Below are 26,257 nucleotides of genomic sequence, written 5' to 3'. Positions count from 1 at the left end.
TGATCAATTTATATGACCGCGTCAGATTTCACCCTCAGACGACGCCTGGAGATCACGATGCGTACCCTTGTCACCGTTGCCCTCATGAGTTTGCTCGCCGTTCCTGCCTTGGCCGAGACCCGCACCTACAAGACCGACGCAGGCCACACGGAGGTTCGCTTCGGGTGGGACCACGCGGGTGTCAGCCGCCAGCACGGCGAGTTCGACCGCGCCGAGGGAATTCTGGTGATCGACCCTGCGGATCCGGCTTCGGCCACACTGGAGGTCACCATCGATGCCGCCTCGGTATCCACCGGTGTCGGGCCGCTCGATGATCACGTGAAGAACGCCGACTTCCTTGTCGTGGAGGACCACCCGACCATACGCTTCGTCTCCACGTCGGTAACGCCGACCGGCGATACCACGGCTGATGTTGCCGGCGAGGTGACGCTGCGCGGGGTGACCGTACCCGTGACGCTGCAGGTCGAACTGATCCATCAGGGTCCGCACCCCGTCGCCCAGTTCATCGACTACTACAAGGGCGACTGGCTGGGCTTCCACGCGACCACCGAGATCGATACGGCCCCCTTCGGCTTCGCGCTGCCGGTCGGTCCGCTCTCCATCGATATCTCGACGGAAATGCGGGCCCAGTGATGCTCCGGCCGCTGCAGCTTGCCTAGCGGGGGAAATTGAGCATCGGCGTTTTCTCTCGCCATCAGAGAAGTCGGCAGCATTCTCAGGCCTCCGATGATCGGGGAAAGGAAATCTCAAAGCTGTTTGAGCGAAAGCCCCTCAAACCAGTCTAGAATGGTATCGGCCCAACCTGTCGGTGCGGTGTGACCGCCCTTGTGCAGCAGAAGGTCGATCTGCCCCGCTTCGCAGTCCGTCCAGTGCCGTAGCCAGTACTCCCCTTCAAAACTGCTGGTTTCCGGCTGCCGGTTGCCGCAACGGTTCGTTTCCCTCAAAACCTTGAGGGAGGCCCAGACGTCGCCCTGCACAACCGTACCGTCCCTGAAGGACCGGCCCTCCAGGGGAACCGTCCGGTCCGTCCAGCCATGCGCATGAAACAGGCGCACCGGGCCCGCGCAACGTTCCGGCAGGCTGTCCCAGAAAGCGCCTGCGACAGGCGCATAGGCATCCGCAAACTCAGGCAGCCGGCAGGCCATGTCCCAGACCATGGATCCGCCGCGCGAAAAACCGGCGAGCACGAAGGGTGCGTCCGCCAGCCGGAATCTGTCGCGGACATCGGCAATCACGGTCTGCAGGAAGACCGCGTCGTCGCGATCATGACGCGTGTTGTCCGCCCGCACGGACCAGTCCTTCGTCCAGCGCGCCTCGGGATGTTCTCCGTTGGGCGCAACGAACACATAACCACGCGCGACCGAGACGCGCGCGAGATCGGAATTGAGCATTGCCTTCCCGGTGCTGCCGCCACCATGAAGGTGCATGACAATGCCGGCAGGCTCACTTTCGGGCAGGATCAGGTGATAGCTTCCGCTTTCAACACGGCACGGGGTCTCTGCATCACCGCACACCTGCTGGGCGGAAGCCGCGCCCGGAAAAAGGAAAAATGCCAACATCAAGCCGGCAACGTGAGGCAATCCCCTGCTCTGCATGTCTGTTTCCCACCACATGACGCGATCCGAATGCTTGCCTTCGCCGCCGTACGCGTTCGCAAGGGTTCACGCCCGTCGGCCCGGCCCCAGATTTGTCGGGCAGACGCCGGATGGATGCAAATCACTAAGTTGTATGAGCCGCTCCGAAACTGTCCGGACACACACCGGAATGGGTCTCATGTCAGGCCCGGCTCGTGCCGACCTTGTGAAACCAGCTTCGCGCATAGGCCTGATATGCGGGATCCGCAGTGATAATTCCGGTCCTGGCCAGTGGTTCAACGGGGTTCTTCAACGTGTCTGAGACCAGCAATGCGGCGCCGAGGCCCGTGCCGGTTGTCGAGACGTCCGAACCCGCGGCAACACGCATGGTCGCAGCTTCAAGCATCTTCATGAACAGATCATTCCTTGCAAACGGGCCCTCCACGATCGTCGGCCCTTCAGCACCGATGAGCTCCAGGCACCGGCTGGTCACCAGCGCAAGGTAGAAGGATGCGGCCGCATACCGTTCGCCGTCGGTGAGTGCGCTTTCGTCCACGCTCCAGCCAGCCCGGGCGCCCTGAAAGGGTCCCGAGAGCGGGTCGACCGCGGGATAAAGCTGGATCCGGTTCGCCAGGACGCGGGACACATCCTCTTCGGAGGCGTGACGGGCTCCTTCCTTCATCACCAGGTCGAACTCCCGTCCGCCCATGAACCGTGCCGACGGGACGGGATCTCCGAACGCATTCACGTTCAACAGGGTGTCGCGTTCCGGAGACAGGTCCTTCCCGTGTCCGCCGACCGCAAAGGAAATCACCCATGTTCCAGTCGATACGACTGAAAAAGCCCCCTTCAGGGCGAGTAGGTATGGATAGAGAGACGCATTGGAATCGTGAATGCCGCTGGCGACCGGTATGCCCGCCCGAAGACCCGTGAGAGCGGCGATGTCCGGTTTCAGCAGGTGCGTGCATCTGGCCGCGATCTGAGCCGGCGCCATCTTGTCGGCAAGTCCCAGGCGCTGGACCAGGGACGAGAAGCGGCGGTCCTGCGGGTTCCAGAGATCCGTGTGGGCGCCGAGTGACGTCATTTCCGTATTCTTCGCACCCGTCAGCTTGTACGACCAGTACTGGGGATACGTGACGACGCTGGCGATCCGGTCCAGCAGGTCAGCATCGCGATCGAGTTGCCAGTAGATCTGGGCACCGACATTCAGTCCGAGCGGAAGGCGCGGCGATCCCGTTTCCTGAAAGTCCGGGCGAATGGCATCGTAGTCTACCGACAAGTCATCGGGCCCGGCAAACTCGTAGTCCAGCATCGGCGCAGCCAGGTTTCCGTCCCTGCCCAGAAGAACGATGCTGGCGCCATGGGTCGCGATCGAGATCGCGTCGATACCGTAGTTTCCGTTGTGCCTTGCGAGGGCATCAATGATGAAGCTCCAGAGCCCGGCAATGTCGTAGTGCGGATAGGGCGGGTCGGAGAGGACGGTATTCGGCTGCGTCGCAATGTCGATTTCGGCGCCATGGATGGCGTCCACCACGCCAACCTTGGCGTTCGTTTTGCCGATGTCTATGACCGCAATGTGTCTCACTCGCTTGGTTCCCCATGGAAACGGCGTCACCTGGCGTCCGCTTGCGGACCGGTGGAACGACGCGCTTTTTTCAAACCTTTCACGCCCCTCGTCATCTCAACGCATGCGCCGCGCCGAGAAGTGATCACAGACAACATCGAAGCCGTTGCAGAGATCATCGCCGGGGCACGCCCGCATTCAAAACGCTTCGGCAATCTGTCGACAAACACCCTTGCCCGGATTTCGAGCGAAAGGTAGCATGTTAGTATACCAATGAGTGAAACGACGGCCACAGATATGGAGACCTCCGGCACCGTTCTGCTGACACCTTTGTCAGAGTACGAGGGCAGTCTGTCGTCCCGCGTTTACATGAGCTTGAAAGACGCGATCCTCACGCTGGCTTACGAACCCGGCGAGGTCCTGCGCAAGGCCGAGATATGTGACCAGCTCGGCATCTCCCGGAGCCCCGTTTCCGAAGCCGTGGCGAGACTGGCCGCGGAGGGACTGCTCAGGGTCATGCCGCAGTCGGGCACCTATGTGGCTCAACTGTCGATGGACGAGGTGCGCGAGGGCGCATTTATCAGGGAGGCTTTCGAACTGGCGGCCGTCGAATATGTCGCCCAGATCATCACCGACGACCAGATCACGCTTTTGCGACGAAACCTTAAGGTCCAGCAGGGACTTGTGGAGGATCAGGACATTCAGGGATTTTACAAGTCCGACACCGCGATGCACAATCTGATCATGGGCTTCACCCATTTCAGACGCCTGGCATCCATCGCCGAAACCAGTTGGCTGCATGTCAACCGGGCCCGCCAGCTTGTCTTGCCCAACCCGAGACGGGTTTCAGACACGCTTGAAGAACACACCGCGATCGTCGACGCGCTTGCAGCACGCGACCCGCAGGCTGCCAGAGCCGCAACGGAGTTTCACCTGAGCCAGCTCATCCGCCACCTGGAGGCGGTGGAACGCGACCGGCCGGAGCTTTTTTCTCGACCATGACACGCCCCAATCGTCCCCGCTACGCCGCCCGCCTGAATGCCTTCAAACAGCTCTCGCCGGGATCCGATATACGCGATTGGATCGCTGCCGCAGGACAGGTCGAAGGACTTGGTGCAGCCGACCTGAACTATCCGGATCACGTTTCGAAACACGGCGAGGACGCCGTCAAGGGTGCCTTGAACGATGCGGAACTGGAATTGAACGGCATTGCGATGCGCTACTATTCCGAGCCGGCATTCAAGCTCGGAGCCTTTACCCATCCAGACCCATCGGTCCGGCAGGCCGCCATCGACATCACCAAGAGGGGAATGGACGCCTGTGCCCGGATGGGCGGCAGGGTCGTCACGCTCTGGATGGGACAGGACGGCTTCGACTACGCCTTCCAGATGGACTATGCCGCGGCCTGGGAGCATACGATAGAAGCGATCCGGGACGTCTGTGCGCACAACCCCGGACTTGATATCGCCATAGAATACAAACCCAACGAACCGCGGGCGTTTTCCCTCATGCCGGACATCGGCACGACATTGCTTGCCTGCAGGGAAGTGAATGCCGCCAATCTCGGCGTGACGCTCGATTTCGCCCATGTCCTGTATGCAGACGAAATGCCCGCCTGTTCAGCCGCATTGATCGCGCGCCATTCCCGGATGATCGGTCTGCACCTGAACGACGGCTACGGCAAACGCGACGACGGCCTGATGGTCGGGTCCGTTCACGCCATCCAGACGGTCGAACTCCTGATCGCAATGCTGCGGGCGAACCAGACGGATGTGATCTACTTCGACACGTTTCCCGACATGGGCGGCCTGAATCCGATCGAGGAGGCGCGCACGAATGTCATCATGACCGACCGGCTGCTGGATGTGGCCGAGAGCCTGTCGGACGACGCCGAACTCAGCGACGCGATCAGCCGGCAGGACGCCGCGATCTCGCAGAGGATCGTTGCGCGGAAGTTGTACGGGACATGACGATCCTGGTAACGGGAGCATTGCATTGGGATGTCGTGGTCCACGCGCCCAGGCTGCCGCATATCGACGAAACCTTGAGAGGTTCATCGGTCGCCTATCAATTCGGCGGCAAGGGGGGCAACCAGGCCATCGCGGCGGCCCTAGCCGGGGCAGATGTCGCCTTCGCGGGGCGGATCGGATCGGATCAGGCCGGTGCGGAGATGAAACGCAGACTGACGGACGCCGGGATCGACATATCGGCGCTTCAGGTCGGGCCGGACGCTTCGGGAATGAGTGCAGCGATTGTCGACGGAGACGGCAACTACGGCGCCGTGATCGTTTCCGCGGAAAACCACAAGTTCGACACCGGTCTGCTGACCATCCCGGGCGGATGCCGAATGGTGCTCATGCAAAATGAGCTGACCCATGCCGCCTTGCTTGAGATCAAGCAGAAAGCACATCAGGCCGATGTTCCGGTCGTTCTCAATGCTGCCCCGGCCCTCGGCCTCACCGGCGCGGACCTGGAAAGCGTGAAGGTGCTGATCGTCAACCGCGTCGAGGCGTCGGATCTGCTGGGCCGCGATCCGGCGGAACTGGATCCGCCCGAAAGTATCCGCGCACTTCAGGGCCTTGCCCCCGGATCGGACATCGTGGTGACACTCGGCGGTGACGGTGTGATCTTCGCGCAAAGCGGCGAAACACCGGAACATCAACCTGCCAGGAAAACGACTGTCTGCTCCACCCACGGCGCGGGGGACGTTTTTGTCGGTACCTTCGCCGCCGCATACGTCGACGGTGCGCCTTTCGGTGCTGCGATCGCAAGAGCGCAGGAAGCGGCGGTCGGGCACGTATCCGGAAACCGCTAGAACCGGGCAACTTCCTGATCGATCACGGGGCGTCTTCGCGCACCAGACCCTCGCTTTTCAGGTCGGTCCAAAGCGCCTCGGGGATGTCGGCGCTTTCCGCCTTGAGATTGCTCTCCATTTCGCTGACACCCTGTCCTCCCGGGATGACCGAAATCACGGATGGGTGCCGGAGTGGAAACTGAAAGGCGGCGTCCACCAGGCGAACGCCGTGGCGGTCACAGATATCCTGGATCGCGCGAACCCTTGCGAGCACGTCTTCGGGAGCCGGGTCGTAGTTGTAAAAGGCGCCCGGTTTCGCTCCCGTCGCCAGGATGCCGGAGTTATAGGCGCCGCCGATGACGACGCCGATGCTGCGCGTCTCGCAAAGCGGCAGAAAGCTGGTCAGGGCCTCCTGCTCGAGCAGCGTGTATCTCCCTGCCAGAAGGAAGATGTCGAAATCGCCGCGTTCGGCCATCCATTGGCAGGGTTGCCATTCGTTGACGCCTGCGCCAAATGCCTTGATCGTCCCCTGGTCCCTCAACGAAAGCAGCGCCTTGTAGCCCCCGTCCATGAACTCGTTCAGCTTGGCATCGAGCGCGTCCCGCGTGCCGTGATTGAAAATATCCAGATCGTGGGCAAACAGGATGTCGATGCGGTCAATTCCGAGCCGTTCCAGGCTGAACTCGATCGAGCGCATCACCCCGTCATAGGTGTAGTCGTAGATCTCCCGTCTGGCGGGCACGTCGAACCATTTTCCGAACCCGTCCCGGTCCTCGGGGCGTGTCGCCGCCAGGATCCTGCCGATCTTCGTCGACAGGACATAACTGTCCCGATCCTTGCCGCGTAGAAACGGATTGAGGCGGGTCTCCGAGAGCCCAAGTCCATAGAGCGGAGCGGTGTCGAAGTAGCGCACACCGGCGTGCCAGGAAGCCGCCAGTATCTCCTGAGCGTCCCGGTCCGGGATCGCCCGGTACAGGTTACCGAGCGGTGCCGTTCCGAAACCGAGACCTGTTACGGTGACGCCACCGTTGCCGAGCCTGTCCCAATGTCGTGTCTGTAACCCCATGGCATGCCTCCTTTTAACTGACATGCTAGTATCAATTGAGTTAGACTGCACCCTCAAATTCGGCTGCAGGACTGCGTGGAGGAAACTTGATGGCGAATTTCGAGACTGTTTTCGGAACCCCCAAACCCGTTATCGCCATGGTTCATTTCGGCGCGTTGCCCGGAACGCCGCTTTATGACGCGGAACGCGGTCTCTCCGGCCTGCTGAGCGGCGCTGAAGCGGATCTCCACGCCCTTCAGGCAGCGGGCGTGGATGCCGTCATGTTCGGCAACGAGAATGACCGCCCCTACGAGTTTGCCGTGGACCCGGCGAGCACGGCCACGATGGCCTATGTGATCGGCCGTCTCAGGGACCAGATTACCGTTCCTTTCGGGGTCAACGTTCTTTGGGATCCGAAGAGCACGATCGCGCTCGCTGCCGCGTGTGGTGCAACCTTCTGCCGTGAGATCTTCACCGGCACCTATGCCAGCGACATGGGGCACTGGGCACCCGACGCCGGTGAGGCGTTGCGGTATCGAAAGCGCCTGGAAAAAGACGACCTCCTGATGCTCTACAATGTCTGCGCTGAATTTGCCGACAGTCTCGACCGTCGCTCGCTCGCCGATCGCGCCCGGTCCGCGGTATTTTCCTCGATCCCGGACGCCATTCTCGTGTCAGGCCAGATCACCGGGGAAGCAGCGCGCATGGAGGATCTTGAAGCCGTCAAAACCGCTCTTCCGGACACCCCCGTTCTGGCCAACACGGGCGTGAAACTTCACACGGTCGCCGACGTTCTTCGCATTGCTGACGGATGTGTCGTCGGCTCCAGCCTGAAGGTGGACGGCAACACCTGGAACCCGGTTGACCCGGATCGCGCCAAGCAGTTCATGGATCGCGCGAGGGCCGCCCGATGATCAGCGAAGACCTCCAGGCACTTGTCATGATCCCGGGGCTGTCCGGCCATGAAGACCGCGTCGCTGCCGAGATTTCCGCGAGAATGCCGGTCCCGTGCAGGACGGACCGCCTGGGCAACCTGATCGCGACGTTCCCGGGAACCGGGCCGTCGGTGATGCTGTTCACCCACATGGATCAGTTGGGCTTCGTCGTCAGGAAGGTCGAGGAGACCGGCCTGATCAGGGTTCAAAGGCTCGGCGGCGTGCCCGAGCGTGCCCTGCTGTCGCAGGCCGTCGTCCTGTCCGTCCCCAACGGCAGGGACATCCCCGGCGTCATAGCGAACAAGAGCCACCATGCCACTCAACCCGACGAAAAATACACGGTTCCCAAGGCAGCGGACCTTTACATCGACGCCGGCTATGCGAGCAAGACTGACGCGGAGGCGGATGGCATCCAGATCGGGACACCGGTCACCTACGCACCAAACTGCATGCACCTTGCCGGCGGCCGCGTTGCCGGCACGGCGATCGACGACAGGGCCGGATGCGCGGTGCTGCTGGAGGTCGCCAGGTCGCTCGCAGGACGGCAGGACGGACCGACCGTGCATGTCGTGTTCTCCACGCAGGAGGAATTCAATCTGCGCGGCGCCGTCGTGGCCGCCCAGAGCCTGAAGCCGGATATCGCGATACAGATTGATCTCATGCTGGCGTGTGACACCCCGGACATGTCCGATGTGGGCGAGATGCGTCTCGGCGGCGGCCCCGGTATCAGCCTCTACAGTTTTCACGGACGCGGAACGCTGAACGGCGTGCTGCCGCATCCCGCGCTCGTCACCGTTTTCGAAAGTGCCGCCAAGGACCTGCAAATGCCTCTGCAGCGATCGGCACAGGTCGGCGTTCTGACCGATCTCAGCTACGTGCAGCTGGTGGGAGAAGGCGTGGCGTCGATCGATGTCGGCTTTCCCATGCGGTACAGCCACTCTTCGCTGGAAGTGTGCCAGATCAGCGATCTTGAGGACCTGGCCAGGCTTTTGTGCACCGCGCTGGACCACATCACACCGGATACCAGGCTGGAGCGCGGCGCATGACCTACACCCTCGGCGTGGATATCGGCACCTATGAAACAAAGGGCGTTTTAGTTGATGCAGCGGGCAACGTCGCAGCCACCGCGCGCCATGCCCACGAAATGACCGTGCCGCAGCCCGGCTGGGCGGAACACCGGCCGGAAGAGGACTGGTGGGGCGACTTCGTCACGGTCACCAGAGAGCTCATCCGGCAAGCGGGCGTCAACGGTGATCAGATCAAATGCGTTGCCTGCTCGGCGATCGGCCCCTGCATGCTGCCGGTCGGCAAGGACGGCTCACCTCTGATGAACGGTGTGCTTTACGGCGTCGACACCAGGGCCATGAGCGAAGTGTCCGCTCTCACGGACCGGATCGGCAATGACGTTCTGCTGCAACGGTGCGGCAACGCGCTCACGTCCCAGTCGGTCGGCCCGAAGATCCTGTGGCTGAAAAACAATCGTCCGGATATCTACGAACAGGCGCACAAGATACTGACATCGACCAGCTTCATCGTGCATCGGCTGACCGGTGACTATGTGATCGACCACTACACGGCCGCGAATTTTTCTCCGCTCTATGATGTGACCACGCAAGACTGGTGCTTCGATCTGGCCCCTGAAATCCTCCAGCCGGACAAGCTGCCGCGATTGCTGTGGTCATCCGAAATCGCCGGCCGCGTGACCTCAAGAGCCGCCGCCGAAACAGGTCTTGCCGAAGGAACGCCCGTCACAGCGGGAACGATCGACGCGGCCGCGGAAGCTCTCAGCGTGGGTGTCCGGTCGAACGGCGACATGATGATGATGTACGGATCGACCATCTTCATCATCACGTTGACCGAGGACCGTGTTCGGGACGGGCGGCTCTGGTACGCGCCCTGGCTGTTTCCCGGTCAGCACGCGTCGATGGCGGGGCTTGCGACCTCCGGAACGCTGACGCACTGGTTTCGCGATCAGTTCGCGCGCGAACTGCCGAAGGAGACGGCATTCCTGACACTCGCGCAGGAAGCGGAGGCGATTGCCCCCGGCGCGGACGGGCTGCTGTTCTTGCCGTATTTTTCCGGGGAGCGGACGCCCTTGCACGATCCGCATGCGAAGGGAACCTTTTTCGGTCTGAACCTGACCCATACGCGCGGGCACATGTACAGGGCCCTTCTTGAGGGGATCACCTTTGGAACGGCCCATGTTGTCGAGACATACCGGGAGGCCGGTGTCGAACCGGCGCGCATCCTCGCCGTCGGCGGCGGAACGAAAAACGCCGTGTGGCTGCAGGGCACATCCGACACGTCCGGGCTGAGCCAGATCGTCTGCCAGAAAACCGTCGGCGCGAGTTACGGCGACGCATTCCTGGCACGGCTGGCAATCGGCGAAGCACAGATCGACGACATAGCCGCGTGGAACCCGGTCTCGCAGACGATCCATCCGAACGAGGTTCAAAGCTACCGCAAGGCCTATCCGCTGTTCCGCAGGCTCTACGAGCAAACCAGGGACATCGCCGCCGAACTCGGTTAGACGGGTGCGTCGGCAGGAGTGAAACTGCCGGTCATTTTACCGCGCCGGCAGCCATGCCCTTGATAATGAAGCGCTCCAGCGCGATCCCGATGATGATCAGCGGCAGAATGGCCGCGAAACTGAGGGCCGCCATGGACCACCAGCTTATGCCCTGCGATCCGGTCTGGCTCGCGACCATCACCGGCAGGGTGGTGGCGTGGCTCGACGTCAGGAGCGCCGCGAAGAAATATTCGTTCCACGTCAGAACGAGCGACAGGATGAACGACGCGACCATGCCGGGCGCCGCGATGGGCAGAATGATGGTCAGGAACGCCCCCCAGATGGACAGGCCGTCAACGAGCGCCGCTTCTTCGAGCTCGGTCGGAATGGAGCCGAACTGATCCCGCATGATCCAGATCACGATGGGCAGGACAGTCAGCGTATAGAGCAGAATGAGGCCGATACGCGTATCCAGCATTGCGAGCGACTTGTAGAGCACCAGAAATGGCAGCGCGAGCACGACCGGCGGCAAAATCAGCTGGCTCAGGAAAAAGAACGAAATGTCCGGGTTGCGCATGAAGCCGAAACGGTAGTTGAACCGCGACAGGCCATACGCGGTCATGCTGCCCAGCATGACCGCGAGCGTGGAGGCGGAGACCGCGACGACGGTCGAATTCCAGAACCGCTTCAGGAACTCTTCGCGCACCGTGCTCTCGTTCGCAATGGTGTCGGGCGACAGTCCGAGCGAGCGCCATCCGAGCCACTTCGGGATATAGTCCCACCAGGGCACCATGTTCCCCTTCATGACGTCTGGCGCCATCTTGAAGCTCGTGGTGATCGTCCAGTAGATCGGAAAGATCGAAATGAACGCCCAGACGATCAGGATCCCGTAAATCAGAATTCGTCCCGATATCCGTTTGGCCCTGAATGTCCGGTCAGCCTCTGTGTCGTGGAAAATCTGGGTCGTCATCTCAGTACCTCGGGCGCATCCAACGGTCCGCCGCCTTGATCAGAAGGGTCATGGCGATGACGATGATGACCAGATAGACAATGGCAAGGAGCGTTCCGTAGCCGACATTCGACCGGTCGCGGTACTCCCTGAAAATGAAGCTCGTCACGCTGTCCGTCGCCCCGCCGGGACCTCCGGACGTAACGTTGATGATGATGTCCGCAAGCTTCAGCTTGAAGATGATCCGGATCAGGATCGCGGTGATGGAAACCGGCAGCATCAGGGGGAATGTCACTTCCCAGAACTGGGTCCACGCGCCCGCCCCGTCAACGCGCGCCGCCTCGTTGAGCTCTCGCGGGATTGCCTGCAGGCCCGCCAGGATCATGATCATCATGAAGGGAATATACGTCCAGGCATCCATCAGCATGATCATCAGCTGGGCGATTTCGGGAGACGAAAAGAAGGAGGGGTTGTCCACCCCGAGCTCCCGCAACAGCCTGGCCACGGGTCCGAACCGGTTTTCCAGCATCGATTTCCCGATCATCCAGGACACCGCAACCGGAGACAGCATGAGCGGCAGCAGGAATGCCACGCGAAAGAACTTGCGCGCCCTGATTTCCGCGTTCAGCAGCAGGGCGAGACCGAAGGCGATGGCATACTCCACGATGATCGCGAGCGTGTACCAAACCATGTTGCGCAGCGCGTTCCAGTAGAACGGGTCGCTCCACATTTGCCGCAGATTGTCTATCCCGTTGAATTTCCGGCCGTCGGGCGATGCAAGGTTCCAGTCGGAGAAGGCGATGACCAGCCCGAAAAGGAGCGGAAACACGACCATCGAGACCACGAACAACGTGGCCGGAAGCACAAACAGCGTGCGCTTGCCATGCTCTCCACGCGTGATTACCTGCGACGCGCACAGGCAGATGCCCCAGAAAATATAGGCATAAAGGGTTGGCCGCCAGTTCGCGAACCCAAGGTCGATCCAGCCGCCTTGATCTGCCGCCTGGAGAATCGCGACAAGCGCCAGCAGGCCCGCTGAACCCCAGACCAGAAATCTGCCGAAACGCTTGCGTTGTTCGGAAATGTCGTCGGCGGTTACAACATGAAGCCGATCGCCTTCGGAACTCATAAAAGTCTTGCCCCGCCATTCCATGGATGTGCGGGCAGGCGCCTGGCGCCTGCCCGCTGGTTCAAATCACAGCCCAAGCGAAGCCTTGTACAGCTTGATCTGGTTCTCCCGGCCGATCTGGTCGGTGATCTTTTCCCAGGCAGCCGCGATTGCATCGCCGATTTCCTGAGCCGATCCGTACTGGCCGGCGTAGCCTTTGGCCAGTTCGTCTTCTGCCACCGAGTAGTACTGGAAGATGCCCGGGATCCGAGGCTCGATGGCCGCGTTCGGATGATTGTAGCTGTCCGCGTTCGAACCCAGATAGTCTTCGATATAGGCCCGGTCGTATCCGGCTGCTTCCCACTCGTCGAACTGGAAGTGGGAGTTGCGGTAAGGCTGGAAGCCCGACGGGTAGGCCGACATCCAGAGGCTGATGTCCTTGCCGCCGAGATGCGCTGCCGCACTCCACGCGGCCTTGCGCTTCTTCTCGTCGCCCGACACCCGCTTGGTCACGTAAATGCCCCAGCCGAGATAGGCCATGTTCGGCGCTTCGTTATAGGTTTCTTCCCACGCACCAGACTTCCTGTTGTAGACGCGGTCGGAACCCGGATTGATGCCGAAGCCGACAACGTCGCCGACAACCGACGTGTCGGATGTGCGTGCACTTGAACCGATATCGCCCCACCACATCAGCATGGAACCCGTTCCTGCAAGGAACTGCTGGAAGCCGGTCGTTCCCGGGTCCGCGTTGATCTGATCAGCCGGGTAGGCGCCGGCTTCGATGAGGTCGAGCACATCCTGGATCGCCTGGACCCAGGCCGGGTTGTTGACCAGCGGCGTCATCGTGTCCGGATCGAACAGCCAGGCCGGATCATCCGGGTGCTTGGCATAGACCGCGGCCCGGTTTTCCAGGAAGTAGAAGCCGAAGCCGCCCCAGCCCTTGAGTGGATCCAGATATCCGTGCGCGGGCAGCCCGGTCAGCGGGTCTTCTTTGCCGATCAGAGCCTTGGTGACGGTATTGACGTCCTGCCAGGTCCTGGGAACGGACGCGCCGCCGATCGCACCGTCGCCGAAGTAGTCGGTCCGGTACGCGAACGTATGGCAGTCGCCATCGATGGTGACCCGGTATTTCTTGCCATCCCACGTGCCGACGGGCGGCTTGAGATAGCTCACGAGATCTTCCGCATCGATCTGCTCTTCGACCCAGTCGGGCATCTCGTCGAGGAGGCCCTTGCCGGCCGTGTCGCCTTCGAATGGCGCACCCATCTCGATGATGTCGAAGTCGACGGTGCCGGTGGCGATCGCCTGCTGCAGACGCGGATTGTAGTCGGCCTGGGCCAGGTCAACCCAGTTGATCTTCGCGCCCGTATAGGCTTCCCACGGCTTTAGGAAACCGCGAAACAGGAAATTGTGGAGGTTCTGGTTGTTCAGCCCCATGAAGGTCAGCTCGACCCCTTCGAACTCGCCTTCGGCGACGCGCTCCTTCGTCGGGCCGAGACACATCTCGCCGACCTTCTGCCAGTCGGCATCCGTTGGCGACCCCTGGCCGACGCCCGGAATTTTCAGAATTTCAGCGCGCAGATCCGACTGGGCTCTGGCCGGACTGAAAGGGATACCGGTTGCAACCGAGCTCACGGCAGCAATCGCACCGACGCTCGCGGCACCCTTGAGCAAACCGCGCCGGTTTAGCTGACGATGCATTATCGTATTGTAATCGCTAACTTTCACGTCACTTCCTCCCATTACACGTCAAGTTGGCCAACCCCTGCAAAGGCACCCTTGTTGCCGGGCGCTCTCCTCCAAAGCAGGCAGGTCTTTTCCAATCGGAGCAGACTTCCGGTGAGTAACGTCCCAATTCGCGTACGTGCTGTCAAGTAGCTAACATGTTAGTAAGGTCAGAGGTGGACAAATTCCTGACAATAAGCTACCCGGTGAAGAGGGTAGGATCGGCTTTGTGAGGCTCAATGGCTGAAGTCGCTGTCAAGCAAGTGCGCAAGAGTTATGGCAATACCGAAGTTATTCACGGTATCGACGTGGAGATCACGGATGGCGAGTTCGTGGTCCTTGTCGGACCGTCAGGATGCGGGAAATCAACCCTTCTGCGCATGATCGCCGGCCTGGAGGAAATCACCTCCGGTGACATTCACATCGGGGAGCGCCGGGTCAATCATTTGCCGCCTAACGAGCGCGACATTGCAATGGTGTTCCAGTCCTATGCGCTTTATCCGCACAAGACGGTCGAGGCCAATATGGGGTTCTCGCTGAAGCTGAAAAAAATGGACAAGGCAGCGATCAAGAAACGCGTCGCGGACGCCGCGGAGATCCTTGGTCTCACGCCCTATCTCGAACGCTATCCGCGCGCACTTTCGGGTGGACAGCGCCAGCGGGTGGCGATGGGCCGCGCGATTGTTCGCGATCCGCAGGTGTTTCTGTTCGACGAACCGCTGTCGAACCTGGACGCCAAGCTGCGCGTGCAGATGCGCACGGAGATCCGGGAACTGCATCAGCGGCTGCAGACCACCACCGTCTACGTCACCCACGACCAGATTGAAGCCATGACGATGGCCGACAAGATCGTGGTCTTGAACGGCGGCAATGTCGAGCAGATCGGAAGCCCGCTTGATTTGTACGACCGGCCCAAGAACAGCTTCGTCGCCAGCTTCATCGGGTCGCCGGCAATGAACCTCATTGATGGCAAGGTAGAGACGTCTGGCACGAACGGCGTTCAGGTCTCCATTGGCGGAAACGTATTGGATCTGCCCGGATTTGGCGGACTGGAACCCGGTCGTGCCGTCAGGCTGGGCGTGCGCCCGGAGCATCTGCAGCTGGCCGACCAGGGGCTGCCTGCGACCGTCAGGGTTGTCGAGCCGACCGGCCCGGAAATCCATGTCGTCTTCCAGTTCGGGGACGGGGAACTGACGGCGGTTTTCAGGGAACGGCACGCCCTGTCGACGGGAGATCAGGTCCATCTCGGCATCGACACAGACCACTTTCACCTGTTCGGGACCGATGACGGACTAAGGATCGAACCATGAAGAAAGGTCGTTTCCGGGCCGGACGATAGCCCGACTTGATCCGCGGCGCCGCGGAGACCGGTATCAGCAGAGAGGAGCCAGGAATGCTGAAAGGGATTGATCCGAGACTGAATGCCGATGTCCTGCATTGTTTGCGGGCCATGGGCCATGGAGACGCGATCGTCATCTCCGATACCAATTTCCCGTCGGACAGCGTTGCCAGAAACACCGTTTACGGGTCGCTGTTGCGGATGGACAATCTCAGTGCCGCCGAGGCGATAGAAGCGATCCTGTCCGTGCTCCCGCTGGATACCTTTGTCGACGACTTCGCGATGCGGATGGAAATCGTCGACGCGCCGGATGAAATCCCGGACGTGCAGAGCGAGGTCCAGGAAAAGATCGACACGGCCGAAGGCGGGTCCCGCCCCATGATCGGGGTCGAACGTTTCGCGTTTTACGATCTGGCGCGCCAGAGCTATGCCGTGATCCAGACCGGGGAGCGGCGCTTTTACGGCTGCTTCGTGCTGCGCAAGGGCGTCATAGGACCGGATCAATGAGCTTGGACATCGTCATTCTGGGTGTCTTTGTCGCGGACACCGCTTATCGCGCGTCGCGGCCGCCCAAGATGGGTGAGACCATCCTGGGCAAGTCCTTTGCACTCGGACCGGGTGGCAAAGGGTCCAACCAGGCGGTTGCAGCCGGCATGGCCGGTGCCAAAGTCGGCATGCTGAGCAAACTCGGCATCGATCCGTTCGCGGACATGGCCCTGGCAACATGGTCGAAGGCCGGGGTGACATCGCTGGCCTCGCAGCATGCGGACGGATACACCGGCGCCGCCTATATCTTCATCGACGACGTCACCGGCGACAACGCCATCATCGTGTGCCCCGGCATCGCGGCCAGTCTGGGACCATCTGACATTGATGCCCAAAAGGATGCGCTCAAGTCCTGCAAGGTGTTTCTCACGCAGCTCGAGCAACCGCTGGAAACCGCCGAATATGCGTTGGACGTGGCCAGGAATGCCGGTGCGACAACGATCCTGAACCCGGCACCGGCGGCCGAACTGCCGGATTCCATGCTCGCGCTTTGCGACTATGTCACGCCGAACGAATCGGAGACCGAGGCCATCACCGGTCTGAGCGTGCAAACCGTCGAAGACACGACCAAGGCTGCCGAAGAACTGATAAGACGCGGCGCACGGGCTGCGATCATCACGCTGGGCGAAAACGGCTGCCTGTTTCATGACGGCAAGGACGCGGTACACGTTCCCGCCATGTCGGCAGGGCCGGTTCTTGAGACGACAGGTGCCGGCGACGCGTTCAACGGCGGCTTCGCGGCCGGCCTGGCACAGGGCATGTCTCCCCTGGAGGCGATCCGGTTCGGAACCGCAACGGCATCCATTTCCGTCACCAGGCAAGGCACGGCCCCATCGATGCCTGCTCGCGCGGAAATTGAGGCCCTGTTGCGGCAAAATCCCGGCTGACCGGACCTGGTCTTGCTGGATTTCAACAGGACGGGGCCCTCCATGAAGGGCCCTGCCGGTGGTCCGACGGTGTCCGCGACCAGCGCGCCTTTGCCTCAGCCTACTCCGTGAAGGTCCTGACCAGTCTGTTGCTGAGCGGCTGGGCCAGATAACTCAGCACGGTGCGTTCCCCGGTCGTTATGAACAGGTCCGCCGGCATTCCCGGAACAAGATCCAGCCCGGCCACGCCGGAGGGCTGCTGAGCGTCGAGCCTGACCTTGGCAACATAGAAGGCGTTGCCGGTTTTCTCGTCGGTGACCGCATCGGCGGACACATCGAAGACCTTGCCGTTCGCTTCCGGCACCTCTTCCAGATCGAAGCCGCTCAACCTGACCCTGGAAGGCTGTCCGATCCAAAGTTTCTCGATGTCGGAAGTGTTTATGCGGGCTTCGACGATGAGTTCTTCACTTTGCGGAACAAGCTCCAGTATGTCCTCACCGGGACGGACGACACCCCCGAGCGTGTGCAGTGCCATGTTGACCACCGTGCCACTGACGGGTGCGTTGACGACCACGCGTTTTTGACGTTCCACAGCCCCCCTGAACTGAGGCTCGACCGCGGCCATCTGTGCCTCCACGGCCGCAAGGTTTTCCGAAACCGATTCAAGTCTCTGCTGCTCTGCGCTGAACGCGTTGAGCTCCAGCTCACCGATTTCGTTTCGGGCGCGGGCCTGGTCGGTCCTGAGACCGGCGTCCAGTCCGACAAGGCGCTCGATGTCCAGACGGATGGAATTCATTCTGACGGCCGTCACCAGGCCTTTCTCGAACAGCGGCTGCAGCGTCTCCAGCTCACCATTGGAAATCTCGATCTGCCGGGTGTTGGATTGCCGCTGCTCCTCAAGACCCCGGATCTGGTCTTCAAGTGCGGTGATCCGGCGATCGAGCACAGTCTTCTCGCTGGCCCGCGCCCTGGCTTCAGTATCGAAAACCCGCTTTTGGGTCAGGTAGGAACTTTCCCACAGCACCTCGGGAACGCTGTCCCCGATCAGAATGGCGACATCGCTCCTGCGGAACATGCCGGCCTGGTTGATCTGGGCGAGCAGCCTTGCGCGCCGTGCCGCCAGGTCACCGATCTGACTGCTGAGGACCGTGAGGTCGACATCCGCTTCGGTGCTATCGAAGACGACCAGCGGCTGTCCGGCCTCAACGAAGTCGCCATCCGTCACCAGAAGATCGCGAACGATGCCGCCATCCAGATGTTGAACCGTCTTGCGGTTCCCGTCGACGACGAAAGACGCCTGCGCGACCACGGCACCGTCGAGCTTTGCCTGATGTGCCCAGTAGGCCGTGCCGCCGAAGAAGGCCGTCATGACCAGGAACCCGAAGAAGACCAGTACACCGATACGCGGTTCGGCAGAGTTTTGACCGGGTCTTTCCGGACGCTCGAGATGAGAGACGTGGCGGCTTTGGGAAGAAAGTGTCAGGTCTTTCATTGGGCTGCCCTTTCCTGGCTGTCTTCGCTGATTACATTCCGTTTTTGCCGGCTAGCAGGCAGGACGTTCCGCTTCGTGTCGCGCAAAACGTCATCCCGGGCGCCAAAGGCGGTCTGGACGCCCTGATTGAGCACGAGCACCTTGTCGACCACCTGCAGGGTGCTCGGGCGATGGGTCATCATCACGACGACACCGCCGCGCGCCTGGGTGGCGCGCACCGCTTTTTGAAGCGCTGCCTCTCCCGTTGAATCGAGGTCGGAATTGGGCTCGTCGAGCACCAGGAGAAACGGATTTCCGTAAAGAGCGCGGGCGAGCGCAATCCGTTGCCGTTGCCCGCCGGACAGGAAATAGCCGTTGCCGATGCGGGTTTCGTAGCCGTCCGGCAGATTGGAGACGAGATCGTGCACATCGGCCGCCAGAGCCGCCTCCAGCACAAGACGATCGTCGATATCTGCTGCAAAGCGGGCGATGTTCTCCCTGACCGTGCCGTCGAACAGGGCGATGTCCTGAGGCAGATAGCCGATATTGCTGCCCAGGTCCTCCGGGTCCCATTTGGCCGTCGGGCTGCCGTCGAGCCGGATCGAGCCGCGTTGCGGTGCCCACACGCCGGCAAGCATCTTGGCGAGTGTGGTCTTGCCCGACGCGCTCGGCCCGATAACCGCCACAGCATCACCTGCCTGAAGGTTCATCCGGATATCCGATAGGGTCGCGGTCTGCGCGGTCGGAGGCCCGGCCTTCTGGATAGCCACGCTCACGGAAACCTGCGGCCTTGGCAATCGCAGACGTTGCTGGTCCGCCGGATATTCATGCACGAGTTTCCTGAGCTTCGCGTAGGATCCGGTCGCCGCCAGAAAGCTGCGCCACTGGCCGATCAACTGGTCGATCGGTGCAAGCGCCCTGCCAAGCACGATCGTCGCCGCGATCATGATGCCGGCCGAACTTTCACCGGAGATGGCAAGTGCACCACCCAGGCCGAGGATGCCGGACTGCAAGGCCGCCCGGATCGTCTTGGAAAAAACGGAAAAGGTCGAAATGCGGTCGTTGACCCTGGTCTTTAGCTGATGGGCCTCGACCTGAAGCTCGCGCCATCTGAGGGCAAGATCGCCGCGCATGCCCATGGCATGGACGATTACGGCATTCGTCTCGCCTGACCTGTACAGCGCATCGCTGCGCCTGCGGGCTTCGGCGGCTTCGATCATCGTGTCATGGCTGCGCGCATTGTTGATCAGCGCAAGAACGGTCAGAACAGTCGCGCCTGCCAGACCCAGATGACCCAGATACGGGTGAAGGATGTAAAGCACGCAGATATAGACCGGGATCCAGGGCGCATCGAAGAATGCCAGAAGCGTGCTTCCGGAAACGAAGTCCCGGAAGCCGTTGACATCTTCGACGGTATTGTCGCCGTCCGACCGGCCGCCGTGGACCTTCCGCCGCATCGCTGCGTTCAAGACGGGAACACCGACCTTGAGTTCAAATCTTGCGCCTAACCGGTTCAGCATCCGCTGCCGGATCCAGTCCAGCAGGCCCGTGACGACAAGGACGCCGCCGAGCAGCAGCGTGAGTGCGATGAGCGTATCCATGTTCTGGCTGGTCAGAACGCGGTCATAGACCTGAAGCATGTAAAGCGGGGCTGCGAGAGCGAGAATGTTCAGCGCCATGCTGAAGAGCGCAATTGCGGCAAAACCGGCGCTGAGTGAGGACCAGGCCTGCCGGACGGGAGAGAGATTGCGGAACATGTGCTTGCTCCATATCGAGGGGTTCGGGTCAGGTTTTCGGGAAAGCAACAGGGTGGCGACAGCGGCCACCGCCACCCTGAGCAACCGGCTCAGACGAGGAAGTCGTCTTCGCTCAGTTGCGACGCGTCGATGTTGACCAGGCGCAGCGTGCTGTCCGACCCGAAGGACAGGACTGCATCCGAGCCATCTTGGACCGCGCCGGACAGGACCTCGGCAACGTCGAAATCAGGTGCGAAATCGCCGCCCGAGATCAGATCCGAGCCCAGTTCGAAGTCACTGACGGTATCGGCACCGAGGCTCGCAACGAAGATGTCCGAGCCATATCCACCCTCGAGCAGGTCATCACCACCGGCACCGTTCAGGACATTGTCGAAATCGCTCCCGGTGATGACATCGCCATCGTCCGACCCGATCACGTTTTCGATCGAGCTGAGCACATCGGTCTCAACCCGGTTTTCGATGACGTCTTCGCCGACGACACCCGTGTTGGTGACCTGTTCCGCCACGTCGAGGGTTGCGCCGGCATCCACGAGCGTATCCTGGACAACCGGGCCATTCTGACCAGCGGGTGCATTGTGCAGATGGATGGCCGACACGACACCGGTGATTGGCGTCTGCAGATCGGCCTCGTTGAGGCCGGACACGTCAAGCACACTCGAATAGGTGACCTCGCCTGTTGCCAGGTTTTGCACGATTGTGACGCTTGCCTCGCCGGTCGCCTCACTGTCGGACAGCGGTCCGGGTTCCTGAGCGGCGTCCAGTCCGCCGGAGAGCTCGATCGTGCGGATGCCGTGCTCCGTGACGTCGCTGTCGACAAGCAGCTGCCCCCTGATCTCACCGCCGGGGAAGTCCGACGTATGGATGTTGTAATAGAGGTTGCCGGCAACAGCCTGATCAACGAACGCCGCGCCATCGGCAATCGCGGACCCGAACTGGGCGGGAGCCGCAACGACGGCGTTGTCGACGCGGACGGTGAAGCCGGTGTCCCGGGTTGCCGTGCCGTTGCCGTTTGCACCGAGATTCACCTTGACCGCGACATCCAGGTCCGAGAAGTCTGCCGTGTCGGTGCCCTCTCCGCCGTCCAGGAAGTCGTTGCCGAGACCGCCGACAAGGATGTTGTCGCCGTCACCCGCAATCAGCACGTCGCGTCCGGCGCCGCCGTCGAGAACACCGTCCACGAGGCCGAGATCGACAAAGATATCGTCGCCGTCGCCAAGCAGGACATTGCCGCTGATGATGCCGCCGTCGTTGACGATCGTGACGTCGCCTGCCTCGCGGGCATCAATGGCGTTGACCTTGCCGGAAATCTCGCCTTCGTTGATGATGGCCCCGAGAATATCCAGGCCACCGTCGATCCGGATACCGGCAGCCGCGTCAGAGTCTTCGGACCCGGCAATGACGCCCTCGTTCTCGACAAGGCCGGCAAACCCGGCATCTTCCACGTTGGAGAACAGGCGCAGCCCGTCGCCGACCGTGTTTCCTTCCGTCGCATCCCCGCCGCCGAATATGGCGCCCTGGTTGATGACGGACGCCGAGACGATATCCCCGTCGACATCCCCCGTCTGGAGCGAAACACCCGAGGCGTTGTTGCCGTCTGCGTCGACCGTTCCCTGGTTCGTGAACGTGTAATTGTCCGCGGTGCCGTCGGCGTAGACGGTTCCGTTACGCTGCGCGCCGGTCGCCAGGATTGTGCCCTGGTTGACGACATCCAGACCTTCGCCGTCGATGTTCAGCGCCCGGCTGTCGGACGACACGGTTCCCCGGTTGACGAAGGAACCACCGGAATGATCGCCGGTTCCGAAATAGACGCCGTTTTGCGCGCCGGCAAAAACACCGCCCTCTTCGTTGACAAGGGACCCCTGGAAATTTACGCCGTTGACCGCCCGGAATGCGCCGACGGTGCCCTGCTGGCTTTCCGCAGTGACGGTTCCGGAGTTGGCGATCGCACCGGTGAAGAGTGCAGCGGCAAAACCGCCTTCAGGCAGACGCACGCCTTCCAGCCGGATGCCGTCGCCGGCCGTTCCCGCACCGGCGGACGCCTGACCGCGGCCGTTGATCTCTCCGGCGTTTTCGATCTCAACATCGCCATTGCCGTTTTCCGCAAGCGACAGGGAAATGCCGGCACCGTCATTGTGCTCGCCCGCGTCGATGACACCGGTCGGCAGGTTGTTGATCGAATAGTCGCGCGCCGTGTCGTCGGCATAGATCGTGCCGTTGCGCTGATCGCCCGTTCCGAGAATGTCGCCACCGTTGATGAGATCGACACCGTACCCATCGATGTTGACCGCCCGGCTCCCGGACTGGATCGTGCCGAAGTTCTGGACGCTGAGGTCGTGCTCGGCATCGCCGATGTAAAGGCCGTTGCGCGGACCTTCGATCGTACCGGTGCTGGAATTGAAGATCCGGCCCTCGGCCGCAACACCGTCGGCAATCCGGATTCCAGCCGTCGTGCCCTGGTTGCTTTCCGTGCTGATGAGACCGCTGTTGAAGATATCCGTCTCAAGGACCGCACCTTCCGCACCATCGTCGATCCGGATACCGTCGCCGGCAAGAGGGGTGTTGGAGGCGGCACTGTCGCCGCGGCCCTGGATGACGGCACCGAAACCGTTGAATATCGTGCCCTGAACGACGTCGTTCAGTTCGTCGCCGACCTGGAGCGAAATACCGGCACCCTGGTTGCCTTCACCGGCGTCGATCGTGCCACCCGTGAAGTTGCCGATCGAAAAGTCTTCCGCCGTGCTGTTGGTGTAGATCGTGCCGTTGCGCTGATCGCCCGTGCCGACGACGTCTCCGAAGTTCCGGACGCTGACGCCCTCACCCTGGATGTCGACCGCGCGGCTGTCGGAGGAGATCACGCCGCCACGAAAGTTATCCAGCCTGCCAGAGGATTGCGCACCGGCGAACTGGACACCGTTGAAATCGCCGTCGACGCTGCTGAAATTCCTTATGACGGCACTGCCACTGACCTGAATACCGGTCGCAAGGGCGTCGGGACCGCTATTGGCCTCGATGCGGGCGTTGCGGAAATTGAAAACCTGCGCGTCTTCGCCGCCCACCGATACCGCGGCAGCTGCATTGTTGGTCGTGACCTGACCGAAGTTCAGGAAGCGTGCGAAGTCGTTGTCGAGAACGAAAGCCGGCGTGTTGTCGACGACCGCATTGTTGAATACGCCATTCGTCAGCGACTGGCCGTCGCGGACGGTTTCTTGTGCCAGTGTGGACGTCGTGAGCAATCGCGCCCGAAGACCGGCAAGCATCCCAGATAGCATTTGGAAATCTCCATGAATTTTGTCGCCCGGGTACGCCCTCTGCATGACGGCGCCCGGCACTCATGGATCTGTTGCTCGAGCCCTGGTTGTTGAAATTCATATTGCCAATACGGGCCATAACCTTTTGCAATAATCACGCCCTTCTTTACCGGCGCGTTTCGTTTTTCCTTATTATTTTCTGATATTTAAACAAGGTCACTCTAGCGGGGGCAGATTATTCCCTCACTCCCGATGGAAAAAACGTGAACAAAATAACCCGATTTTTCGCGCCCCTTTTTTTGAGCTTGAGCGGCGAAAGACCACGCTGGCCACCGGCCGGGTGCCTCCAACAACTTGTGAACGATTGTTATTTCACCTTCTTCGCTTCGTCCTTAAATCTCGTGCTGCCAGCAACACGTATCAGAGCTTCGGATGAACCTCCGCGATCTTCAGTATGTCGTCGCAGTCGCGCGACACAAAAACTTCACGCACGCCGCACGTGCCTCGAACGTGAGCCAGCCCGCACTCTCCAATCAGATCAAGAAGCTTGAGCTGGAGCTTGGTGTCCGGATCTTCAAACGGACAAAGAACGAAGTGTTGCTGACGGAGTTCGGTGAGCACATCGTCGCGGGTGCGACCAAAATCAATACGATCGTTGACGACATTGCAAACACCGCCCAGCATTTCCAGAAGCTGGATGCCACGCCCTTCAGGCTGGGCATGACACCGACACTTGCCGCGTATCTGTCCGGCTACTTTCTCGACATGCTCGCAAGCATCCATAGCGGCATCCGCCTGGTCATCGTGGAAGAAAAGCCTCGGGAACTGTCGCAGATGATCAGCGAGATGCAACTCGACACCGCGCTGATTTCCAGAAACAGCTACGAGATGATCTATTGCGACGAAACGCTTGACCTTCCGACCTTTACGCCGCTCTGGCTGGAGCCGCTTTATCTCGGGATGCGGCAGGGGCACGTGTTGTCGAAGAGACGGGACATACAGGCCTCGGAGGTCCCGGCCGAATTCATCGTGCGTTTCGACACACCCTTCGGGTATGACCTGGAAAAGGAGCTGCCGGCTTCCTCCTCCGGAGCGGCCGAGCGCCTCGGCATCGACGTCAGATCCGCCCGTTTCGAAACCCTGTGCCGCCACCTGGCCCATAGTGATGCATGCACGATCGTGAACGGCATCGCGGCCGAACAGTTCAAGAGGGACAACATGGGACTGACGTTCGTTCCCTTCCACGGAAACGGCAGCTTCCGTGAACTGGGTGCGATATCGCGCAAGGACTATTCACGCTTCGGCGTCATCGACTCCATCAGATCCTTCATCGAATCGAAGCCGCCAACCGGCACCGTCAATCTGGCACACAGTCCAACATGCTGATCCACGCCCGGGGTCTCCTCCCTGTCGTCGTTGACCTCCCTTTAGCCCAATTCACGTTCGCTTTGCCCCGATCCTGTATCCGGCAGGGCGAACGCGACAAGGGCGGCGAGCGTGATCGTCGCCGCTGACAGCAGGAACACCCAGGACGTCATCCAGTCATAAAGCAGGCCGCCGCCTATCAGGCCGATGATGCTTGCCGCGGCGCTGAGGCTACTCGCCAGTCCCTGAACGGCGCCCTGGTGTTCCTTGCCTGCGAATTCGGACAGGACGGCGGTGAAAGTCGGCCACATGAGCCCGTTCCCCAGAGCGATCAGGAGTGCCCCAAGATAGATGCCGGGCGTCGTGTTCCAGAAGAGAGACACGAAGCCGAGGCCAAGGATCAGTCCCCCGCCGGTGACCAGCAGGCGTTGCGAGACCACCTTGGCAGCACGGGCGAGCAGCGGTCCCTGGACCAGCATCATGAAAAGACTGAGGACGGCGAAGAAGACACCGGTGTCCGTCACGGTCCAGCCTAGACGCGTGGCCGCGTGGACCGGAAAGGCGATGTAGAAAAAGCTGAAGCCCAGCATGACCAGAAAATTGACGAGCATCAGTTGCGGGATCCGCGGCAGGCGCATGAGATCCGTCTTCGGCGTTTGACGGCATCCCTTCAGGCGGTAAACCTCCTTGGTTTCCTGTCCGAACACCTTGCAGGCATTGGAGAGGCCCGGCTTGGTCCGCAGCATCGCCGCATGTGTATCCGACAGCCCGAAATACGTCAGCACGCTCGCGATGACGGAAATCAACAGCGCGGCGATCACCGGCAGCATTTCCCCAAGAACGCTTGCGCCCAGAAGGCCGGCAAGCGCCGGTCCGAGAATGAAGCCAGCATTTGTCGACATGGCCATCCGGCCGAAGTTCTCCGTGCGGTGGTCATCATCGGTGATGTCGGCAAGATAGGCGTTTGCGACCGACACATTTCCGCCGGTGAGACCGTCTGCCGCGCGGGCAAAGAACAGGACGATCAGCGGCAAGGTCAGCGAGAACTGCCCCAGCAGGGTGGTATCAACGCTGACGATCGCATCCGCCGGAAGGTAGAAGGCGATGAGGAACACCACCCAGGACGCCAGAGTGCCAAGCTGGCTTACCAGCAGCACTTTGCGCCTGCCGATCTGATCCGACCATCTGCCCAGGATCGGCGCGCCGATGAGCTGAAACGCCGAATAGGTCGAGGCAAGCACCCCGTAAACCAGCGCATTGCCGCCCCAGTCGGTGACTAGGAAGACCATGAACGGAACGACGATGGAAAAGCCCAGCGTTCCGACGAAATTTACCGAGAGAATGGGCAGGATCGACGGCAAGCGTGGCGGCGTCAATTCGGAAACGGTATCTGCCATGTCGGATCGCCTGCCTGTTCCGGGCCATCAACCGGTTGCCCGTCCCGGATGGTCGCACACTGCAC

The 26,257-nt window shown here is 61.3% G+C and carries 21 protein-coding genes; 11 read left to right on the top strand and 10 right to left on the bottom strand.

Annotation, left to right across the window (positions count from 1 at the left end):
* Positions 1-57: 57 nt before the first annotated feature.
* Positions 58-633, top strand: coding sequence for a YceI family protein (locus ACO08A_RS17850; protein WP_422037326.1), 576 nt, complete (start codon positions 58-60; stop codon positions 631-633).
* 113 nt (positions 634-746) lie between these two features.
* Here the strand turns inward: ACO08A_RS17850 and ACO08A_RS17845 are convergent, their stop codons facing one another.
* Both ACO08A_RS17845 and ACO08A_RS17840 read right to left on the bottom strand, forming a co-directional pair.
* Positions 747-1,595: an alpha/beta hydrolase family esterase gene (locus ACO08A_RS17845; protein WP_422037325.1), complete on the bottom strand. Its 849-nt coding sequence runs from the start codon at positions 1,593-1,595 to the stop codon at positions 747-749.
* Between the two features lie 181 nt (positions 1,596-1,776).
* Positions 1,777-3,159 carry an FGGY-family carbohydrate kinase gene (locus tag ACO08A_RS17840; RefSeq protein WP_422037324.1) on the bottom strand — a complete coding sequence of 461 codons (1,383 nt, stop codon included), beginning with the start codon at positions 3,157-3,159 and terminating at the stop codon, positions 1,777-1,779.
* 252 nt (positions 3,160-3,411) lie between these two features.
* Here ACO08A_RS17840 and ACO08A_RS17835 point away from each other — a divergent pair, with 252 nt between their 5' ends.
* The 3 genes from ACO08A_RS17835 to ACO08A_RS17825 are packed head-to-tail and all read left to right on the top strand — an operon-like array spanning position 3,412 to position 5,953.
* Positions 3,412-4,140, top strand: a complete 729-nt coding sequence (locus ACO08A_RS17835) for a GntR family transcriptional regulator (protein ID WP_422037323.1) — start codon at positions 3,412-3,414, stop codon at positions 4,138-4,140.
* Complete coding sequence (locus ACO08A_RS17830) at positions 4,137-5,108, top strand: sugar phosphate isomerase/epimerase family protein (protein ID WP_422037321.1); 972 nt, start codon at positions 4,137-4,139, stop codon at positions 5,106-5,108. The genes ACO08A_RS17835 and ACO08A_RS17830 overlap by 4 nt, the downstream gene beginning before the upstream one ends.
* Complete coding sequence (locus ACO08A_RS17825) at positions 5,105-5,953, top strand: PfkB family carbohydrate kinase (protein ID WP_422037320.1); 849 nt, start codon at positions 5,105-5,107, stop codon at positions 5,951-5,953. Before ACO08A_RS17830 ends, ACO08A_RS17825 begins: the two co-directional genes overlap by 4 nt.
* A 22-nt stretch (positions 5,954-5,975) precedes the next feature.
* On the opposite strand, the gene ACO08A_RS17820 is transcribed toward ACO08A_RS17825, so the two are convergent.
* Complete coding sequence (locus tag ACO08A_RS17820; protein ID WP_422037319.1) at positions 5,976-6,998, bottom strand: aldo/keto reductase; 1,023 nt, start codon at positions 6,996-6,998, stop codon at positions 5,976-5,978.
* Between the two features lie 89 nt (positions 6,999-7,087).
* Between ACO08A_RS17820 and ACO08A_RS17815 the strand changes: the two genes are divergently transcribed.
* The 3 genes from ACO08A_RS17815 to ACO08A_RS17805 are packed head-to-tail and all read left to right on the top strand — an operon-like array spanning position 7,088 to position 10,442.
* The gene (locus tag ACO08A_RS17815; RefSeq protein WP_422037318.1) at positions 7,088-7,891 is read left to right on the top strand and encodes a BtpA/SgcQ family protein; all 804 of its coding nucleotides are present in this window, start codon (positions 7,088-7,090) and stop codon (positions 7,889-7,891) included.
* Positions 7,888-8,958 carry a M42 family metallopeptidase gene (locus ACO08A_RS17810; RefSeq protein ID WP_422037317.1) on the top strand — a complete coding sequence of 357 codons (1,071 nt, stop codon included), beginning with the start codon at positions 7,888-7,890 and terminating at the stop codon, positions 8,956-8,958. The genes ACO08A_RS17815 and ACO08A_RS17810 overlap by 4 nt, the downstream gene beginning before the upstream one ends.
* Entirely contained in the window at positions 8,955-10,442 is a 1,488-nt protein-coding gene (locus tag ACO08A_RS17805) for an FGGY-family carbohydrate kinase (RefSeq protein WP_422037316.1), read from the top strand. Before ACO08A_RS17810 ends, ACO08A_RS17805 begins: the two co-directional genes overlap by 4 nt.
* A 31-nt stretch (positions 10,443-10,473) precedes the next feature.
* Here the strand turns inward: ACO08A_RS17805 and ACO08A_RS17800 are convergent, their stop codons facing one another.
* The 3 genes from ACO08A_RS17800 to ACO08A_RS17790 form a co-directional block, all read right to left on the bottom strand.
* On the bottom strand, positions 10,474-11,391 hold the full coding sequence (locus ACO08A_RS17800) for a carbohydrate ABC transporter permease (RefSeq protein ID WP_422037315.1): 918 nt from the start codon (positions 11,389-11,391) through the stop codon (positions 10,474-10,476).
* A 1-nt stretch (position 11,392) separates the two neighbouring features.
* On the bottom strand, positions 11,393-12,499 hold the full coding sequence (locus ACO08A_RS17795) for a carbohydrate ABC transporter permease (protein ID WP_422037314.1): 1,107 nt from the start codon (positions 12,497-12,499) through the stop codon (positions 11,393-11,395).
* Between the two features lie 66 nt (positions 12,500-12,565).
* The gene (locus ACO08A_RS17790; RefSeq protein ID WP_422037313.1) at positions 12,566-14,179 is read right to left on the bottom strand and encodes an extracellular solute-binding protein; all 1,614 of its coding nucleotides are present in this window, start codon (positions 14,177-14,179) and stop codon (positions 12,566-12,568) included.
* Between the two features lie 263 nt (positions 14,180-14,442).
* Between ACO08A_RS17790 and ACO08A_RS17785 the strand changes: the two genes are divergently transcribed.
* The 3 genes from ACO08A_RS17785 to rbsK all read left to right on the top strand — a co-directional run bounded on the left by ACO08A_RS17785 (position 14,443) and on the right by rbsK (position 16,975).
* On the top strand, positions 14,443-15,513 hold the full coding sequence (locus ACO08A_RS17785) for an ABC transporter ATP-binding protein (RefSeq protein ID WP_422037312.1): 1,071 nt from the start codon (positions 14,443-14,445) through the stop codon (positions 15,511-15,513).
* A gap of 83 nt (positions 15,514-15,596) precedes the next feature.
* Positions 15,597-16,049, top strand: a complete 453-nt coding sequence (locus tag ACO08A_RS17780) for an RbsD/FucU family protein (RefSeq protein ID WP_422037311.1) — start codon at positions 15,597-15,599, stop codon at positions 16,047-16,049.
* Positions 16,046-16,975, top strand: a complete 930-nt coding sequence (gene rbsK / locus ACO08A_RS17775) for a ribokinase (protein WP_422037310.1) — start codon at positions 16,046-16,048, stop codon at positions 16,973-16,975. Before ACO08A_RS17780 ends, rbsK begins: the two co-directional genes overlap by 4 nt.
* 100 nt (positions 16,976-17,075) lie before the next feature.
* Here the strand turns inward: rbsK and ACO08A_RS17770 are convergent, their stop codons facing one another.
* The 3 genes from ACO08A_RS17770 to ACO08A_RS17760 form a co-directional block, all read right to left on the bottom strand.
* The gene (locus ACO08A_RS17770) at positions 17,076-18,446 is read right to left on the bottom strand and encodes an HlyD family type I secretion periplasmic adaptor subunit (RefSeq protein ID WP_422037309.1); all 1,371 of its coding nucleotides are present in this window, start codon (positions 18,444-18,446) and stop codon (positions 17,076-17,078) included.
* Positions 18,443-20,182, bottom strand: coding sequence for a type I secretion system permease/ATPase (locus ACO08A_RS17765; protein WP_422037308.1), 1,740 nt, complete (start codon positions 20,180-20,182; stop codon positions 18,443-18,445). Before ACO08A_RS17765 ends, ACO08A_RS17770 begins: the two co-directional genes overlap by 4 nt.
* Positions 20,183-20,271: 89 nt before the next feature.
* Positions 20,272-23,451 carry a beta strand repeat-containing protein gene (locus ACO08A_RS17760; RefSeq protein ID WP_422037307.1) on the bottom strand — a complete coding sequence of 1,060 codons (3,180 nt, stop codon included), beginning with the start codon at positions 23,449-23,451 and terminating at the stop codon, positions 20,272-20,274.
* A gap of 411 nt (positions 23,452-23,862) precedes the next feature.
* Here ACO08A_RS17760 and ACO08A_RS17755 point away from each other — a divergent pair, with 411 nt between their 5' ends.
* A complete protein-coding gene (locus tag ACO08A_RS17755) occupies positions 23,863-24,816 on the top strand; it encodes a LysR family transcriptional regulator (protein ID WP_422037305.1) in 954 nt (317 codons plus the stop codon).
* A 41-nt stretch (positions 24,817-24,857) separates the two neighbouring features.
* Here ACO08A_RS17755 and ACO08A_RS17750 read toward each other — a convergent pair whose 3' ends face one another.
* Entirely contained in the window at positions 24,858-26,192 is a 1,335-nt protein-coding gene (locus ACO08A_RS17750; RefSeq protein ID WP_422037304.1) for an MFS transporter, read from the bottom strand.
* Positions 26,193-26,257: the final 65 nt, after the last annotated feature.

This window comes from Roseibium sp., from assembly GCF_965232425.1.
Classification (GTDB): Bacteria; Pseudomonadota; Alphaproteobacteria; order Rhizobiales; family Stappiaceae; genus Roseibium.
The sequence above is the reverse complement of the archived record's forward strand: the minus strand, read 5'-3'. Positions and strand labels throughout refer to the sequence as shown.

Coding starts and splice junctions, on each gene's coding strand:
- ACO08A_RS17850 (WP_422037326.1), top strand. CDS start 58: ATGCGTACCCTTGTCACCGTTGCCCTCATGAGTTTGCTCGCCGTTCCT.
- ACO08A_RS17845 (WP_422037325.1), bottom strand. CDS start 1,595: ATGCAGAGCAGGGGATTGCCTCACGTTGCCGGCTTGATGTTGGCATTT.
- ACO08A_RS17835 (WP_422037323.1), top strand. CDS start 3,412: ATGAGTGAAACGACGGCCACAGATATGGAGACCTCCGGCACCGTTCTG.
- ACO08A_RS17830 (WP_422037321.1), top strand. CDS start 4,137: ATGACACGCCCCAATCGTCCCCGCTACGCCGCCCGCCTGAATGCCTTC.
- ACO08A_RS17825 (WP_422037320.1), top strand. CDS start 5,105: ATGACGATCCTGGTAACGGGAGCATTGCATTGGGATGTCGTGGTCCAC.
- ACO08A_RS17820 (WP_422037319.1), bottom strand. CDS start 6,998: ATGGGGTTACAGACACGACATTGGGACAGGCTCGGCAACGGTGGCGTC.
- ACO08A_RS17815 (WP_422037318.1), top strand. CDS start 7,088: ATGGCGAATTTCGAGACTGTTTTCGGAACCCCCAAACCCGTTATCGCC.
- ACO08A_RS17810 (WP_422037317.1), top strand. CDS start 7,888: ATGATCAGCGAAGACCTCCAGGCACTTGTCATGATCCCGGGGCTGTCC.
- ACO08A_RS17805 (WP_422037316.1), top strand. CDS start 8,955: ATGACCTACACCCTCGGCGTGGATATCGGCACCTATGAAACAAAGGGC.
- ACO08A_RS17800 (WP_422037315.1), bottom strand. CDS start 11,391: ATGACGACCCAGATTTTCCACGACACAGAGGCTGACCGGACATTCAGG.
- ACO08A_RS17795 (WP_422037314.1), bottom strand. CDS start 12,499: ATGAGTTCCGAAGGCGATCGGCTTCATGTTGTAACCGCCGACGACATT.
- ACO08A_RS17790 (WP_422037313.1), bottom strand. CDS start 14,179: ATGCATCGTCAGCTAAACCGGCGCGGTTTGCTCAAGGGTGCCGCGAGC.
- ACO08A_RS17785 (WP_422037312.1), top strand. CDS start 14,443: ATGGCTGAAGTCGCTGTCAAGCAAGTGCGCAAGAGTTATGGCAATACC.
- ACO08A_RS17780 (WP_422037311.1), top strand. CDS start 15,597: ATGCTGAAAGGGATTGATCCGAGACTGAATGCCGATGTCCTGCATTGT.
- rbsK (WP_422037310.1), top strand. CDS start 16,046: ATGAGCTTGGACATCGTCATTCTGGGTGTCTTTGTCGCGGACACCGCT.
- ACO08A_RS17770 (WP_422037309.1), bottom strand. CDS start 18,446: ATGAAAGACCTGACACTTTCTTCCCAAAGCCGCCACGTCTCTCATCTC.
- ACO08A_RS17765 (WP_422037308.1), bottom strand. CDS start 20,182: ATGTTCCGCAATCTCTCTCCCGTCCGGCAGGCCTGGTCCTCACTCAGC.
- ACO08A_RS17760 (WP_422037307.1), bottom strand. CDS start 23,451: ATGCTATCTGGGATGCTTGCCGGTCTTCGGGCGCGATTGCTCACGACG.
- ACO08A_RS17755 (WP_422037305.1), top strand. CDS start 23,863: ATGAACCTCCGCGATCTTCAGTATGTCGTCGCAGTCGCGCGACACAAA.
- ACO08A_RS17750 (WP_422037304.1), bottom strand. CDS start 26,192: ATGGCAGATACCGTTTCCGAATTGACGCCGCCACGCTTGCCGTCGATC.